Genomic DNA, 17508 nt, shown 5'->3' with positions numbered 1-17508 from the left:
TACAAAACCGTAGGCCGGGTAAGCGCAGCGCCACCCGGCGAAGTGCTTAGATCTTACATGCGCCGCTTTCGCAGCCATCATCCTGAATGGACGGCACCAGATCATCCTGCGCATCTTCCGCACCGTCACGGGTGTTTTGATAGTACAGGGTCTTCACGCCAAATTTATAGGCGGTAAGCAAGTCTTTCAGCAGTTGCTGCATCGGCACTTTTCCTGACGGGAAACGTGACGGGTCGTAGTTGGTATTTGCAGAGATCGACTGGTCGATAAATTTCTGCATGATGCCAACCAGTTGCAGATAGCCGTCATTGTTCGGCATCTCCCACAGCAACTCATAATTATCTTTCAGCAGTTCATAATCCGGCACCACCTGGCGCAGAATACCGTCTTTCGATGCCTTGATGCTCACATGACCGCGCGGCGGTTCAATACCGTTAGTGGCATTGGAGATCTGCGATGAGGTTTCCGACGGCATCAGCGCAGACAGCGTGGAGTTACGCAGACCGTAGGTTTTCACCGATTCACGCAGGGCGTCCCAGTCATAGTGCAGCGGCTCACTGGTGATACCGTCCAAATCTTTCTTGTAGGTATCAATAGGCATAATGCCTTTGGAATAGGTAGTTTCGTTAAACCACGGGCACGCGCCTTGCTCTTTCGCCAGTTCATTAGACGCTTTCAGCAGGTAGTACTGAATTGCTTCGAACGTTTTGTGCGTCAGGTTGTTGGCACTGCCATCGGAGTAACGTTTGCCGTTTTTCGCCAGCCAGTAGGCAAAGTTAATCACGCCAATACCCAGCGTACGACGTCCCATTGCGCCGCGTTTTGCCGCCGGAATCGGGTAGTCCTGGTAATCCAGCAGGGCATCCAGCGCACGCACGGCCAGCACCGCAAGCTCTTCCAGCTCATCGAGGTCAGAAATCGCGCCCAGATTAAAAGCGGACAGCGTACAGAGCGCGATTTCACCGTTTTCATCGTTCACGTCTTCCAGTGGTTTGGTCGGCAGGGCGATTTCCAGGCACAGGTTAGACTGGCGCACTGGCGCAACCACCGGGTCAAACGGGCTGTGGGTATTGCAGTGGTCAACGTTCTGGATGTAGATACGACCAGTAGAAGCACGTTCCTGCATCATCAGCGAGAACAGCTCAACGGCTTTCACGCGCTGTTTGCGGATGCTGTCGTCTTTCTCATATTTGGTGTACAGACGCTCGAACTCGTCCTGATCGGCGAAGAAGGCGTCATACAGACCCGGAACGTCAGACGGGCTGAACAGAGTGATCTCTTCCCCTTTCAGCAGACGGGTGTACATCAGTTTGTTGATCTGTACGCCGTAGTCCATGTGACGCACGCGGTTACCTTCAACACCACGGTTGTTTTTCAGTACCAGCAGGCTTTCAACTTCCAGATGCCACATCGGGTAGAACAGAGTCGCCGCACCACCACGCACACCGCCCTGAGAGCAGGATTTTACCGCTGTCTGGAAGTGTTTGTAGAACGGGATACAGCCGGTATGGAATGCCTCACCGCCGCGAATCGGGCTACCCAGCGCGCGGATGCGCCCGGCGTTGATGCCGATACCGGCGCGCTGGGAAACGTATTTCACAATCGCACTGGAGGTGGCGTTAATGGAGTCCAGGCTGTCGCCGCACTCGATCAGGACGCAGGAGCTGAACTGACGGGTAGGGGTACGCACGCCGGACATAATCGGTGTTGGCAGTGAGATTTTGAACGTGGAGACCGCGTCATAGAAGCGCTTCACGTAACTCAGACGAGTTTCGCGTGGATACCCCGAGAACAGGCAGGCAGCCACCAGAATATACAGGAACTGCGCGCTCTCGTAGATTTCGCCGGTTACACGGTTCTGAACCAGGTATTTGCCTTCAAGCTGCTTAACGGCCGCGTAGGAGAAATTCATATCGCGCCAGTGGTCGATAAACCCGTCCATCTGCTTGAACTCTTCTTCCGTGTAGTCTTCCAGCAGATGCGTGTCGTATTTGCCAAGCTCAACCATTTTTACCACATGGTCGTACAGCGCTGGCGGCTCGAACTGACCGTAGGCTTTTTTACGCAGGTGGAAGATGGCCAGGCGAGCAGCGAGGTACTGGTAGTCAGGCGCATCGCGGGAGATCAGGTCCGCAGCGGCTTTGATAATGGTCTCGTGAATATCGGACGTTTTGATGCCGTCATAGAACTGGATATGGGAACGCAGTTCCACCTGGGAGATGGATACATTACTCAGCCCCTCTGCCGCCCAATCCAGCACCCGATGAATTTTGTCGAGATTGATGCGTTCAGTACCACCATCACGCTTTGTCACCAGCAGACTCTGATTCATGTGAAATTTACCTGTCCGTGAATAAAAATATCCCCCAATTATCCACAGAACCGCGTTGTGACTAACTCTGTGGATAAATACTATATGTTGGGGGTTTAAGATAAGAGAAACGCTATATGGTGAGTATTCTAGTAAGGATTCTTTTGAGTACAAGAGTTGATTTTGACGTTAAATTGAGGTTGCAAAAGAGTGATAAACGCTAAGTCCACGTCGCATAAGGCCTGGCGGGGATGTCAATATTTCGCAAAAAAAAATGAAAATTTGATCAAACGCTGATTTCTTCATCGGGAAGGGAAGATCGCGCAACACGAAGTAGCGCAATCTTTATAAGAATAGTGAATGACGTCAGACGTTTTTTGCCTTTGTATGTAACATATAATTCACATCCACACCGGGAGCGAGCTTAAAGACATTAAGCAGCGGATTATAATGCAGCCCCGTGATGTGGCGCTCCTGCAATCCGGCTTGATTCACCCAACTGAGCAGTTCTGCGGGTTTGATAAATTTCTTCACGTCATGGGTACCTTTCGGCACCATTTTTAGCACATACTCGGCACCAACCACCGCCATCAGCCAGGCTTTGCCGTTACGGTTAATTGTCGAGAAGAAGACGTGGCCACCGGGTTTGACCAGCCGTGCGCAGGCGTTGACCACCGATTGCGGGTCCGGTACGTGCTCCAGCATCTCCATGCAGGTGACAACATCATATTGCTGTGGGTGTTTATTGGCGTGATCTTCGACGGTCTCTTGTACGTATTCGACGCGAATGCCGGACTCCAGAGCATGTAGTCTGGCGACCTGCAGCGGTTCGGAGCCCATATCCAGCCCGGTAACCGTCGCCCCTTCGCGCGCCATGCTCTCCGCCAGAATGCCGCCGCCGCAACCGACATCCAATACATTCTTGCCAAACAGGCCATCTGCACGCTCTGCAATATAGCCCAGGCGTAACGGATTGATGCGGTGAAGAGGTTTGAATTCGCCTTCCAGATCCCACCAGCGAGAGGCAACCGCTTCAAATTTGGCGATTTCAGCCTGGTCAACGTTTTGAGCAACCGACGTTTTTTCGGCATTCATGGGGATACGTACTCCTTTTTTAGCAAGACGGATGAGTATAACAGTCTGCTGGCGCTAATAAAGCGCCCTGCGGGGTCTTTCCGTTTACCTGATTCATTACGGTTGTGTTATAATTTGCGACCTTTGAATCCGGGATACAGTAGAGGGATAGCGGTTAGATGAGCGACCTTGCGAGAGAAATTACACCGGTCAACATCGAGGAAGAGCTGAAAAGTTCTTATCTGGATTATGCCATGTCGGTCATTGTTGGCCGTGCGCTGCCAGATGTCCGCGATGGTCTAAAGCCGGTTCACCGTCGCGTACTTTACGCCATGAACGTCTTGGGCAATGACTGGAACAAAGCCTACAAAAAATCTGCCCGTGTCGTTGGTGACGTAATCGGTAAATACCATCCCCATGGTGATTCCGCGGTGTATGACACCATTGTGCGTATGGCTCAGCCATTTTCACTGCGCTACATGTTGGTTGATGGTCAGGGGAACTTCGGTTCTATTGACGGCGACTCCGCGGCGGCAATGCGTTATACGGAAATCCGTCTGGCGAAAATTGCCCATGAGCTGATGGCCGATCTGGAAAAAGAGACCGTTGATTACGTCGATAACTACGACGGTACGGAAAAAATCCCTGATGTCATGCCGACCAAGATCCCCAACCTGTTGGTGAACGGGTCTTCCGGTATTGCAGTCGGGATGGCAACCAACATTCCTCCTCATAACCTGACGGAAGTGATTAACGGTTGCCTGGCGTATATAGAGGATGAAAACATCAGCGTTGAAGGGCTGATGGAACATATCCCCGGTCCGGATTTCCCGACTGCCGCCATTATCAATGGCCGTCGCGGTATTGAAGAAGCGTACCGTACCGGACGTGGCAAAATTTATATTCGCGCCCGCGCCGAGGTGGAAGCTGACGCGAAAACGGGTCGTGAAACCATCATCGTGCATGAAATTCCGTATCAGGTGAACAAAGCGCGCCTGATCGAGAAAATTGCCGAGCTGGTAAAAGACAAACGCGTTGAAGGTATCAGCGCGCTGCGTGACGAGTCTGATAAGGACGGGATGCGCATCGTTATTGAAATCAAACGTGATGCGGTGGGTGAGGTGGTACTGAACAACCTCTACTCCCAGACCCAACTGCAGGTTTCCTTCGGTATCAACATGGTGGCACTGCACCATGGCCAGCCGAAGATCATGAACCTGAAAGACATTCTGTCCGCATTCGTGCGTCACCGCCGCGAAGTAGTGACTCGCCGTACTATTTTCGAACTGCGTAAAGCGCGTGACCGTGCGCATATCCTTGAAGCGCTGGCCGTTGCGCTGGCGAATATCGATCCGATTATCGAATTGATTCGCCGTGCGCCGACCCCGGCGGAAGCGAAAGCCGGTCTTATCGCGCAGCCGTGGGATTTGGGCAACGTTTCCGCCATGCTGGAGCGTGCGGGCGATAACGCCGCGCGTCCTGAATGGCTGGAGCCGGAGTTCGGGATTCGTGACGGTAAATACTACCTGACCGAACAGCAGGCACAGGCAATTCTGGATCTGCGTCTGCAGAAACTGACGGGCCTTGAGCATGAAAAACTGCTCGACGAGTATAAAGAGCTGCTGGAACAGATCGCTGAGCTGCTGCACATCCTTGGCAGCGCTGATCGTCTGATGGAAGTGATCCGCGAAGAACTGGAATTAATCCGCGAGCAGTTCGGTGACGAGCGTCGTACTGAGATCACGGCGAACACCGCCGACATCAATATCGAAGATCTGATCAACGAAGAAGATGTTGTGGTGACGCTGTCGCATCAGGGCTACGTGAAATACCAGCCGCTTACCGACTACGAAGCACAACGTCGTGGCGGTAAAGGCAAATCTGCGGCGCGTATTAAAGAAGAAGACTTTATTGATCGTCTGCTGGTGGCCAACACCCACGACACGATCCTGTGCTTCTCCAGCCGTGGTCGTCTGTACTGGATGAAAGTTTATCAGTTGCCTGAAGCAAGCCGTGGCGCGCGTGGCCGTCCGATTGTCAACCTTCTGCCGCTGGAGCCGAATGAGCGTATCACCGCCATTCTGCCGGTTCGCGAGTATGAAGAGGGCGTGAGTGTCTTTATGGCGACCGCCAGCGGTACCGTGAAGAAAACAGCGCTGACCGAGTTCAGCCGTCCGCGCTCTGCCGGGATTATTGCGGTTAACCTCAATGAAGGCGATGAACTGATTGGCGTCGATCTGACCTCTGGTCAGGACGAAGTCATGTTGTTCTCTGCTGCCGGTAAAGTAGTGCGCTTCAAAGAAGACGCCGTTCGCGCGATGGGACGTACCGCAACAGGCGTTCGCGGTATCAAGCTGGCAGGCGAGGACAAAGTCGTTTCGCTGATCATTCCGCGTGGCGAAGGGGCAATCCTCACCGTGACGCAGAATGGCTACGGCAAACGTACGGCTGAAACCGAGTACCCGACCAAATCACGTGGTACGCAGGGCGTTATTTCCATCAAGGTGACCGAACGTAACGGTTCCGTGGTGGGTGCGGTACAGGTAACTGATACCGACCAGATCATGATGATCACTGATGCCGGTACGCTGGTGCGTACGCGCGTGTCTGAAATCAGCGTGGTAGGGCGTAACACCCAGGGCGTGATTCTGATCCGTACTGCTGAGGATGAAAACGTGGTCGGTCTGCAGCGTGTGGCCGAGCCGGTGGACGACGAAGAACTTGACTCCATCGATGGCAGCGTCGCGGAAGGGGATGATGAAATCGCCCCGGAAGTTGACGATGGCGCGGCTGACGACGACGCCGACGAGTAATCTGTGCTGAGGGCCGGTTTTCCGGCCCTTTCTCTTTGCCATTGCGACACCGGCATTTTACCGCTACTTTAACCTCAGTCACTTTTACACCCTCATGGCGGAGTTTCCCCAGGTTGAAATACCTCGTCTCTTTTCGTAGCACTCTGAAAGTCTCGCGCTATCTTTTCCGCGCGCTGGCTCTGGTGCTTTGGCTACTAATTGCTCTCTTTTCGGTGTTCTACATCGTCAACGCGCTGCGTGATAAAGAGTCGGAAATACGTCAGGAATTTAACCTCAGCGCCGATCAGGCGCAGCGGTATATTCAGCGTACCTCTGATGTCATGAAAGAGCTGAAATACATCGCGGAAAACCGTCTGACGGCCGAAAACGGTATTCTTGCCTCTCGTGGGATTGATGCGAAAACCGATGTGCCCGATTTTCAGCCGCTGTTTCCCGATTCCGACTGCTCCAAAATGGGCACGGCCTGGCGTGGTTCTCTGGAGTCCCTGGCGTGGTTTATGCGCTACTGGCGGGATAGTTTCTCGGCGGCATACGACCTGAACCGCGTGTTTCTGATTGGTAGCGAGAATCTCTGTGTGGCGGATTTTGGCCTGCGTGATGTGCCGGTCGAACGCGACGATGCGCTAAAAAGCCTGCATGAGCGCATTCTCAAATACCGCAACGCGCCGCAGGATGAGCGCGGCAATAATCTCTACTGGATGAGTCAGGGGCCGCGACCGGGTGTCGGCTATTTTTACGCGTTGACGCCGGTTTATCTGGGGAATCGTCTGCAGGCGTTGCTGGGGACGGAACAATCAATCCGGATGGAGAATTTCTTCACTCCGGGCAGCCTGCCGATGGGTGTGACCATTTTTGATGAAAGCGGACACGCGCTGGTTTCTCTGACTGGCGCGGACAATCGTATCGAGGTGGACCCGCGCTGGCTGCAACTGCGATCCTGGTTTGGCTACACCTCCGGCTTTCATGATCTTATCCTCAAAAAAAGCCTGCCGCCTTCGCCGCTGAGCATAGTCTACTCGGTGCCGGTGGATATGGTGCTTGAACGTATTCGCATGCTGATCCTCAACGCGGTGTTACTTAACATCCTGGTGGGGGTTGCCCTGTTTACCCTGGCGCGTATGTATGAGCGGCGGATTTTTATTCCGGCGGAAACAGACGCCCAGCGTCTGGAAGAACACGAGCAGTTCAATCGTAAAATTGTCGCCTCGGCGCCCGTAGGCATCTGTATTTTACGTACCCAGGATGGCACCAACATTCTGAGTAATGAACTGGCGCATAACTATCTGAATATGCTTACCCATGAAGACCGCCAGCGTCTGACGCAGATTATCTGTGGGCAGCAGGTGAACTTTGTGGATGTCCTGACCAGCAACAATACCAATTTGCAGATAAGCTTCGTCCATTCCCGCTATCGCAATGAAAACGTGGCCATTTGCGTACTGGTGGACGTCTCCGCGCGCGTGAAAATGGAAGAGTCATTACAGGAGATGGCGCAGGCGGCGGAGCAGGCGAGCCAGTCAAAATCGATGTTCCTGGCCACCGTCAGCCACGAGCTGCGCACGCCGCTGTACGGTATTATTGGTAACCTCGATCTGTTGCAGACCAAAGATCTGCCGAAAGGCGTCGACCGTCTGGTAACGGCGATGAATAACTCGTCCAGTCTGCTGTTGAAAATCATTAGCGATATACTCGATTTCTCGAAAATCGAATCTGAGCAACTCAAAATTGAGCCGCGTGAGTTTTCTCCCCGTGAAGTAATGAGTCACATTACCGCCAACTATGCACCGCTGGTGGTACGCAAGCAGCTCGGCTTGTACTGCTTTATTGAGCCGGATGTGCCTGCCACGCTGAATGGCGATCCGATGCGTCTTCAGCAGGTCATCTCCAACCTGCTGAGCAACGCCATCAAATTCACCGATATAGGCTGCATTATTCTTCATGTCCGTCGGGATGAGTACTATCTGAGTATTCGTGTGCGCGATACCGGCGTTGGGATACCGGGCAAAGAAGTGGTACGGCTGTTTGATCCCTTCTTCCAGGTCGGCACCGGGGTGCAGCGTAACTTTCAGGGGACCGGGCTGGGGCTGGCAATTTGCGAAAAACTGGTCAGCATGATGGATGGGGATATTAGCGTCGATACCGAACCGGGGATGGGCAGCCAGTTTACTATCCGTATTCCGCTGTATGACGCCGTTGAGCTTGCGCCTGCGGATGTGGATGGCCTGGCGAATACCTGCTGCTGGCTGGCGGTACGTAATGCGTTTCTTAACAGTTATCTGGAAACCCTGCTGGCGCATAACGGCATTCAGGCTCAGCGCTATGATGGTCATCCGCTGGGAGCAAACGACACTTTCATTACGGACGATGAGCTACCGGCCTCCTGGAGCGGGCGTGCCGCCGTCCTGTTCTGTCGTCGCCATATAGGTATCCCACTCGAGCGTGCGCCAAATGAATGGCTGGTAAGTGTGGCATCGCCGCATGACCTGATTGCCATCCTTGGTCGTATTCACCGGGTTGAGGTGGTGGTGCCAGAAGTCACTACCGCGTTGCCGCCACCGGGCGCAACTGAGGCGCGCAATGACGACATGATGATTCTGGTTGTTGACGATCATCCCATTAACCGCCGTCTGCTGGCGGATCAGCTTGGCTCGCTGGGGTATCAGTGCAAAACGGCTAACGACGGTGTGGATGCCCTGAATGTCCTGAGTAAGAACGCCATCGATATTGTGCTAAGCGACGTTAACATGCCGAATATGGACGGTTATCGCCTGACGCAACGTATCCGCGAACTGAGGATGACCCTGCCGGTTATCGGCGTGACGGCGAATGCGCTGGCTGAAGAGAAGCAGCGTTGCCTTGAATCAGGGATGGATAGCTGCCTGTCGAAGCCGGTGACGCTGGATGTGCTGAAACAGACGCTGGCGCTTTACAGCGCGCGAGTAAGAAAAGAACGGCGATAAAAACAAACCCCGGCGGGGTGCCGGGGTTGGAGAAATTACTCTTTCTCAGTCTGGGTCAGTGTGACTGAGGAGAGATAATTCAGCAGGGCGATATCGTTATCAACACCCAGTTTCATCATGGCAGATTTCTTCTGGCTACTGATCGTTTTAATACTGCGGTTCAGTTTCTTGGCGATTTCGGTGACCAGGAAACCTTCGGCAAACAGACGCAATACTTCACTCTCTTTCGGTGACAGACGTTTATCGCCATAGCCGCCAGCGCTGATTTTTTCCAGCAGGCGGGAAACGCTTTCCGGGGTAAATTTCTTCCCTTTCTGTAATGCAGCCAGCGCTTTCGGCAGGTCGGTTGGCGCGCCCTGTTTCAGCACGATCCCTTCAATATCCAGATCCAGCACGGCGCTCAGAATGGCCGGGTTGTTGTTCATTGTCAGAACAATGATGGACAGATTAGGAAAATGGCGTTTGATGTATTTAATCAGCGTAATGCCATCGCCGTATTTGTCGCCTGGCATTGACAGATCGGTGATAAGAACATTGGCCTCAAGTTTGGGCAGATTATTGATAAGTGCTGTAGAGTCTTCGAATTCACCGACTACATTAACCCATTCGATTTGTTCAAGTGATTTACGAATACCGAACAGTACAATCGGATGGTCATCGGCAATAATTACGTTCATATTGTTCATGTATTGGGCTACCTTGCTACAGCAAGCTCTTGACGTAAGCGTCAATGTCGCTGATGTAATTTTCTATGCCTGGAACATCCTTCTCACGAATTAAATGCTCCAGCGTTTCACATAACTGCTTACCAGGAACCAGATTAAGCATGGCAAACACCCCTTTCAGGCGGTGTGCTGTCTGAGCCAGTGCAGCGAAATCGCTTGTCGCCGATTCAGTATACAACCTCTTAACATCATCCGGTACTGTGTCGACAAACAGCGCATAATAACCACTGGCATGGAGCTCGGCATTTTCATCGCCCCCCAAAGGCGACTCCATAACGTCTTCCTGTGCCAGTTGCTCTTCTATGAGTTGCAATATGGCTTCCTGCATTGCGTTACTCATATTAAAGTTGACGCGCAATTGTCCGGGGCCAATTTTCCGCACGCCGGCCTCATCATCGCTTAAAAGCAAGCCCGAGGATGTAAGATTAGACGGATTATCTGTTAAAAACAGATCATACTCTTGACTTAATAGTCTTTCATCCGGAGAGATACAGCTTGCCCCCCAGTTTTCGAGCTGTCGAACCACGATATTACGGATTTCACTGGAGGTGATATCAATCATGGCGACCACGTCGTCCAGTAATTTCTCCTCGGCTTCCTCATGTTGGGCGCGTACTGCCATTTTCACGTGCAGTGAATAACGGGTACCCAGTTCCTCCCGCGCTTTGATATTTAAATGCCCACCGAGTTTTCTTGCCAGTTGATCGCACAGCCAGAAGGTGAGGGCATTGGCTTTACCATACTGATCGCCCTGAGTGGCATTAAGGAACGGGAAGTGCAGGTTATCTATCTCGCTGTTGCTTACGCCATTGCCGGTATCCAGAATACGGAAGGTCAGGCGATCTTCCGCTGATTCATCCATACTCACTTCCAGGGTTATCTTGCCAATTTGTGTTGTCGTCACCGCGTACTGGATCAACAGCAGTAAAATGCGTAGCAGCGCATCCCGATCGCCATGACGCTCCTCGTTAGCATGAAGATGGTTATTGATCAGAAGCTGTAGTCCTTTACGTTTAATAACAGGCAGTACCTGCGGCACCACTTCATCAATCAGATCCTGAATGGAAAAGAGCGTGGATTGTCCCTTCCAGCTGTCATTTTCCAGCATATTCGCCAGCTGTATCTCGTCCACCAGTCTTGCCAGCGCTTCGGCATGATCTGCAAGCTGGTTACCCTCTTTGTCACCCAACGCAGCGGCCTCTCCGGCTAGGGCTTTGACAGGTTGCTTGAGCGCTTCGGCAATGTTTTGCATGAATGCGGCGCGACCTTGCTGATTTTTCTCATACAGACGCTGCGCCTGTTTGAGCTTTTTATTCACCAGCACTTCTCTGTCCTGATCGCGGATGATGAATATTTGTGTGCGCGACGCCACCTGGCTGCGGAACTGGCGGATTTCATATAATTCGTTATTGATCGTAGCCTGAATCACCCCCTGATGTTGATCGGCCATGGAGGTGATGTTTTGCAAGTTGAGATGCGGGAGCAAATGATCGGCGATTTTATTGCTCAACACGGTGCGGTTGGCTTCCTGATCATGTACCAGCAATCCTAACGGCAGCAGAGAGACGATCTCTTCGTTAAACGCGCGCATAACGCGCAGTTCATTACTATTTCCCGTGGGGGCCAGCCCGTCGCTCTGACGGCCCGGCTGATGGCGGAACGTGATATAGCCGAACAGCGCCAGCGCCAGCAGACCAATATTCAACAACAGCGGTAACAGAATATTCTGCAATGTCTCCAGCAGCAGTGTACCAAACGGCACCTGCCAGACCAGACGCAAGCCGGTGGAGTTGAGCGAAGAAGCAATCTCGATTTTCGAACTATTGAAATTGATGGTAACGCTGTCTGTGCTCTCTTTATCAGTAGAGCGCAGATTATTTTGCGCGTTATCTGTATCAAGACGGAAGCTGTCCAGCGGCATGCCCGGTGGGATCAGATCATTAATGGGCAGATCAAAAGCGACAACCGTTGCCAGATGACCAGGCTGGTTAAACGTGGTGCGCAGGGTGAAATAGTAACCGTTCTGCCAGGCAAGACGACGCAGCGCAGAGAAGCTCTCGCGTTCATCCAGTGCGTTAGCTTGTTGCAGCATCTCTGCGCGGCGTGAATCGACAATGCTGCCAATAGTGGACTCTTTAAATCCGGAGGAGAGATCTTTGAGTGGCAGGGTCGAGATCAGGATCATGCTGTTGTCCTGACCATTCAGATAGTACATCGACCAGGGAACGGTCTCCGCGCCCCACAGGGTATCGAGATAAGTTGAGATTCGCTGCGTCATTTCCAGCGTAGAGCTGTCGTGGGAGCCGAAGATCAGCGCTTCCGTTTTACGTCGGGGTTTTTCCAGATAGTAGACGTCCTGCTTAAGACGAGTTTCCTGCAAACCATCACTGGCGTTTCCAGAGGTCGCGGCCGCAATGTTGTCGTAAATTTGCCAGGTGGCGTAGCGCCAGGTATCGATGCGCTTGTGCATTGCGTGAGTAATATCGACAACCTGATAGCTTTTATCTTTTAGCCAGGCATTAACGGCGCTTTGTATCATCACGCCCAACGTAACCAGCAGGACAATGATCAATAGAAGAAAGAAACGGGTAAGGTTGCCCGGTATCAGCGAAAATTTTCCTGGGGTCATGGTGTCCGATCGACTCATTCGTGTGTGTAACCCGTAATGACAACACTGCAGACGACGACTCAGCACCGGTGCTGAGACTCTGTTGCTGCCATGCCGTAAGAACCTGCCAGCAATGATGGCGGTCTTGTCGGTGTGATGTTGCAGAGCTGTGTACAGCAGGCAGTATATCGGGTAATGAATGAATTTCCAGACTCTCGTTCGGACAAATGTCCTGATCACGAACGAAACAAAACGGGCAAACGTCAGACGCTAAAAAATGTACAATTAATGCGGTTCTGTACAAATATTTGCCGCCTCGTTGAGGAAAATCGCACGAATTAACAAGAAAATAAGAATCGGATTATCTTTTAGTGAATTTTTGGCACGGATATTGTTTACTTAATAGTCATTATAAATTTTTACAGGCAGTGCGACATAAAATTTTTTACGTAAAGAAAGGTAAAAAAAAACCGAATGCCAGGCATTCGGTCCTAATAGGGGTAAACAGACATTCAGAATCGAATGACGATAATAAATAAAGTTAATGATGATAGCGTTGATTATATTAGTGCCGAATTTAGATATTGGTTTTGCAATCAGTGCTAAAAATATATAAATCACTTAACATGCTGTTTTTATTGAATCTTAAATTATATTTTGATTATTCGTGCTTTATTCTTTAGCTATTTGTGCTAAAAAAAGTTCCCCTAATTTTACAAATTGAAACATCTATAATGCAATATGAAACATCTTCAAAGTTTTCGTATCATATTCTTATTGGATTATTCTGTATTTTTAAGGAGAATGAACTTGCAGGCTGATTAATAGGATTAATCAGTGAGCGGTGGCTATAAAAACGCATATAACCGAGGGTTAATAACATGAAAGTTAAAGTACTGTCCCTCCTGGTACCAGCACTGCTGGTAGCAGGCGCAGCGAATGCAGCGGAAGTTTATAATAAAAACGGCAACAAATTAGATTTGTACGGTAAAGTCGACGGTCTGCATTATTTCTCCGATGATAAAGGAGTAGATGGCGATCAGACTTACGTTCGTTTCGGCTTCAAAGGCGAAACCCAGGTAAATGACCAGATCACCGGTTACGGCCAGTGGGAATACAACGTTCAGGCAAACAGCACCGAAGGCGCAAGCGATCAGGCCTGGACTCGTCTGGCATTCGCGGGTCTGCGTGTCGGTGATGCGGGTTCTTTCGACTATGGTCGTAACTACGGCGTTATCTATGACGTAACGTCCTGGACTGACGTCCTGCCTGAGTTCGGTGGCGATACTTACGGCGCTGACAACTTCATGCAATCCCGTGCTAACGGTGTTGCAACTTACCGTAACACCGACTTCTTCGGTCTGGTTGATGGCCTGAACTTTGCTCTGCAGTATCAGGGTAAAAATGGCAGCGTCGGCGGTGAAAACACCACAGGTCGCAGCACTCTGAAACAGAATGGCGACGGTTTCGGCGCGTCCCTGACCTACGATCTGGGTGCAGGCTTTAGCGCAGGCGCTGCTATGTCTACCTCTAAACGTACTGCTGACCAGAATGCGGCTGGCGTTTATGGCAGTGGTGACAATGCAGACGTTTACAGCGGTGGTCTGAAATATGACGCTAACAACATCTACCTTGCGGCGCAGTACACCCAGACCTACAACGCAACCCGTTTCGGCAACTCCCAGAACAACAGCACCGTTTATGGCTTTGCTAACAAAGCGCAAAACTTCGAAGTGGTTGCGCAATACCAGTTCGACTTCGGTCTGCGTCCATCCGTTGCTTACCTGCAGTCCAAAGGTAAAGACGTTACCAACGGTACGCGTGATTTCGGCGATCAGGATCTGCTGAAATATGTTGATGTTGGCGCGACTTACTACTTCAACAAAAACATGTCCACCTACGTTGATTACAAAATCAACCTGCTGGATGAAAACACCTTCACTCGTCAGGCTGGCATCAGCACCGATGACATTGTTGCCCTGGGTCTGGTTTACCAGTTCTAAGCAGCAACTCTCGACAAAGGGGCCAACTGGCCCCTTTTTTTATGGTTGAACCTCATCTCACCACCGGTGAATTTGGTGTACTCTGGCGGCGCAAAACGTATAGGGAAAAGACGATGGCGACGACATATCTGCGCGCAGGCCTGCTGCTTGCGCTCGCATTATTAAGCGGATGCGATAAACCTGCCTCGCAGGCAGAACAGCCCACAGTGCTTGAAGGCAAAACGATGGGCACTTTCTGGCGCGTCAGTGCCATCGCGCTGAGTCCGGAGAAAGCGAAAAACCTGACACAGAAAATCCAGGCGCAGCTTGACGCCGACGATCAAACGCTATCGACCTGGAAACCCGATTCAGCACTGATGCGATTTAACCATTCCTCCAGCCTGGCGCCATGGGCGGTGAGCGCCGATATGGCTGACATTGTCACCGTTGCATTGCGCGTGGGAGCCCGCACTCAGGGGGCAATGGATATCACTGTTGGGCCGCTGGTAAATTTATGGGGCTTTGGACCGGACAAGCAGCCGAACAAAATCCCGGATCAGGCGCAAATTGATGCAGCCAAAGCGCGTACCGGATTACAACATCTTAAGGTTATTAACGAGGCGCATCAGCAGTACCTGCAAAAAGATCTGCCGGATCTTTTCGTCGATCTCTCGACCGTTGGCGAAGGGTATGCCGCCGATCATCTTGCACGCCTGATGGAGCGGGAAGGGATCTCTCGTTATCTGGTGTCGGTGGGCGGTGCGCTGGTCAGCCGTGGTATGAACGGGCAGGAGCAGCCCTGGCGCGTAGCGATACAAAAGCCTACCGATCAGGAAAATGCCGTCCAGGCCGTGGTGGATATTAATGGACACGGCATTAGCACCTCTGGCAGCTATCGTAATTACTACGAGCTGGACGGTAAACGCCTTTCCCATGTCATTGACCCGCAGACTGGCCGTCCCATTGAGCACAATCTGGTCTCAGTGACGGTTATTGCCCCAACCGCGCTGGAAGCCGATGCATGGGATACCGGCTTGATGGTGCTGGGTACGGCGAAAGCGCAGGAAGTTGTGCGTAACGAGGGGCTTGCGGTTTATATGATCATGCGGGAAGGTGACAAATTCACCACCTGGATGTCGCCACAGTTTTCTGCGTTTCTGCTAAGCGAGAAAAATTAGACAGCAAGAATGCGGGTTTTTTCGTCCGGGCTATCGGGCACAGTGAGGCTAAACTTGAGAGAGGAGCCTGAGATGAAAACATCCACTACGTTAGCTTTTCAACAGCCATTGACCAATGACCAGTGCTGGCAGGCCGTCTGCGCGCGTGATGCCAGCCAGGACGGAAAATTTGTCTTTGCAGTGCGAACCACAGGCATTTTTTGCCGCCCCTCCTGCCGTTCACGCCGTCCCCTGCGCGAGAATGTTGGTTTTTACCCTGATGCCGATACCGCACAGGCTGCCGGGTTTCGCCCCTGCAAACGCTGCCAGCCCGAAAGAGCAGACCCGCAACAGCAACGGATCGCCAAAGTGGAAAAGGCGTGCCGCTTGCTGGAACAGGAGCAGAGCGTGACGCTGGAAACCCTGGCTGATGCCGTTGCCATGAGCCCCTGGCATTTCCATCGGCTGTTTAAGTCCGTAACCGGTATGACACCAAAAGCCTGGCAGCTTGCTTTTCGCGCCCAGCGCCTGCGCAACGCGCTCAGTGAAAGCGCCACGATCACCGATGCGGTTCTGGCGGCCGGATTTCCCGATAACAGCAGCTACTATCGGCAGGCAGATGCCGCGCTGGGAATGACAGCGAGTCAGTACCGGCGCGGAGGTGACGATACGAATGTCCGCTATGCCCTGAGCCGTTGTTCTTTGGGCCATTGCCTGGTGGCGCAAAGCGAACGTGGGATCTGTGCCATTTTGCTGGCTGATAACGATAATGCGCTGCTCGATGAGTTGCGGACTATTTTTCCCGGCGCCCGGCGCGAGCAGGCAGATGAACAGTTTATTGAACAAGTCGGGGAGGTTATAGGGCGCATTGATAATCCGGCTTCACCTTTTACACTGCCTCTTGATTTGCGCGGTACGGCGTTTCAGCTCCAGGTGTGGAATGCCCTGCGCGCCATCCCGGCAGGTGAAACCGTCAGCTATCAGTCGCTGGCGAAGACCATTGGTAAGCCGGGGGCGGTTCGCGCCGTCGCCCGCGCCTGTGCGGCGAACAAGCTGGCGATTGTGGTGCCATGCCATCGGGTCGTTCGCGCCGATGGCGGTTTGTCCGGCTATCGTTGGGGGGCGACGCGTAAAGCCCGTCTTCTGCGTCAGGAATCAGAATCGAAGGAGGTATGATGCTTGATTTATTTGCCGATGAAGAACCCTGGCAAGAACCTCTCGCCCCCGGCGCGGTGGTCCTGCGGCGTTTCGCGCTGGCAAAAACGCAGGATTTACTGGCGGGTATTGAGGCGGTTACGCAAGTGTCTCCGCTGCGCCATATGGTGACGCCCGGCGGCTACACCATGTCGGTGGCGATGACTAACTGCGGTGAAGTGGGCTGGACGACCGACGCCAGAGGCTATCTCTATTCCGGGATTGATCCGCAAACGGGCAATCCCTGGCCTGCGATCCCTGACGTTTTCGCCACGCTTTGCCATGATGCGGCGGTAGCCGCGGGCTACGCTGATTTCAGGCCGGATGCCTGCCTGATTAACCGCTATGTACCCGGCGCGAAGCTCTCGTTGCATCAGGATAAAGACGAGCCGGATTTACGTGCGCCTATTGTCTCAGTCTCACTTGGCTTACCAGCGATATTTCAGTTTGGCGGTCTTAAACGCAACGATCCTCTACAACGTTTAATGCTTGAGCACGGCGACGTAGTGGTATGGGGTGGGGCGTCCCGACTTTTTTATCACGGCATTTTACCGCTTAAGCCGGGCCATCATCCGGCGACCGGAGAGTGCCGTTTTAATCTCACTTTTCGCCAGGCCAGAAAGATTGAATAAAAATAAGAATTATTCTTGATGTAAACAATCAGCCGTTTAAACTGCTGGCTGT

10 protein-coding genes are annotated in these 17508 nt (G+C 52.3%); 6 read left to right on the top strand and 4 right to left on the bottom strand.

Annotation, left to right across the window (positions count from 1 at the left end; all coding sequences use genetic code 11):
- Positions 1–46: 46 nt before the first annotated feature.
- Positions 47–2332, bottom strand: a complete 2286-nt coding sequence (gene nrdA, locus AAIG39_RS06600; protein ID WP_090085303.1) for a class 1a ribonucleoside-diphosphate reductase subunit alpha — start codon at positions 2330–2332, stop codon at positions 47–49.
- A gap of 345 nt (positions 2333–2677) precedes the next feature.
- Entirely contained in the window at positions 2678–3406 is a 729-nt protein-coding gene (gene ubiG / locus AAIG39_RS06595; protein WP_343193449.1) for a bifunctional 2-polyprenyl-6-hydroxyphenol methylase/3-demethylubiquinol 3-O-methyltransferase UbiG, read from the bottom strand.
- 158 nt (positions 3407–3564) lie between these two features.
- On the opposite strand from ubiG, the gene gyrA reads away from it, so the two are divergent.
- Together gyrA and rcsC are read left to right on the top strand one after the other, a co-directional pair.
- Positions 3565–6198 (top strand): DNA topoisomerase (ATP-hydrolyzing) subunit A, encoded by a 2634-nt coding sequence (gene gyrA, locus AAIG39_RS06590; protein ID WP_090085307.1) that lies wholly within the window; start codon positions 3565–3567, stop codon positions 6196–6198.
- Positions 6199–6311: 113 nt separating this feature from the next.
- On the top strand, positions 6312–9158 hold the full coding sequence (rcsC, locus tag AAIG39_RS06585) for a two-component system sensor histidine kinase RcsC (RefSeq protein ID WP_343193448.1): 2847 nt from the start codon (positions 6312–6314) through the stop codon (positions 9156–9158).
- A 35-nt stretch (positions 9159–9193) separates the two neighbouring features.
- Here the strand turns inward: rcsC and rcsB are convergent, their stop codons facing one another.
- Positions 9194–9844, bottom strand: a complete 651-nt coding sequence (gene rcsB / locus AAIG39_RS06580) for a response regulator transcription factor RcsB (protein WP_039079923.1) — start codon at positions 9842–9844, stop codon at positions 9194–9196.
- Between the two features lie 16 nt (positions 9845–9860).
- Positions 9861–12530: a phosphotransferase RcsD gene (gene rcsD, locus AAIG39_RS06575; RefSeq protein WP_090085310.1), complete on the bottom strand. Its 2670-nt coding sequence runs from the start codon at positions 12528–12530 to the stop codon at positions 9861–9863.
- An 842-nt stretch (positions 12531–13372) separates the two neighbouring features.
- Between rcsD and AAIG39_RS06570 the strand changes: the two genes are divergently transcribed.
- The 4 genes from AAIG39_RS06570 to alkB all read left to right on the top strand — a co-directional run bounded on the left by AAIG39_RS06570 (position 13373) and on the right by alkB (position 17456).
- Positions 13373–14494 carry a porin OmpC gene (locus AAIG39_RS06570; protein WP_090085312.1) on the top strand — a complete coding sequence of 374 codons (1122 nt, stop codon included), beginning with the start codon at positions 13373–13375 and terminating at the stop codon, positions 14492–14494.
- A 113-nt stretch (positions 14495–14607) separates the two neighbouring features.
- A complete protein-coding gene (gene apbE / locus AAIG39_RS06565; protein ID WP_090085583.1) occupies positions 14608–15651 on the top strand; it encodes an FAD:protein FMN transferase ApbE in 1044 nt (347 codons plus the stop codon).
- Positions 15652–15723: 72 nt separating this feature from the next.
- A complete protein-coding gene (gene ada, locus AAIG39_RS06560; RefSeq protein WP_343193447.1) occupies positions 15724–16806 on the top strand; it encodes a bifunctional DNA-binding transcriptional regulator/O6-methylguanine-DNA methyltransferase Ada in 1083 nt (360 codons plus the stop codon).
- A complete protein-coding gene (gene alkB, locus AAIG39_RS06555; protein ID WP_343193446.1) occupies positions 16806–17456 on the top strand; it encodes a DNA oxidative demethylase AlkB in 651 nt (216 codons plus the stop codon). The genes ada and alkB overlap by 1 nt, the downstream gene beginning before the upstream one ends.
- Positions 17457–17508: the final 52 nt, after the last annotated feature.

Source organism: Phytobacter palmae (assembly GCF_039409775.1).
Lineage (GTDB): Bacteria > Pseudomonadota > Gammaproteobacteria > Enterobacterales > Enterobacteriaceae > Phytobacter > Phytobacter palmae.
This window is presented reverse-complemented; position numbering and strand designations above follow the sequence as displayed.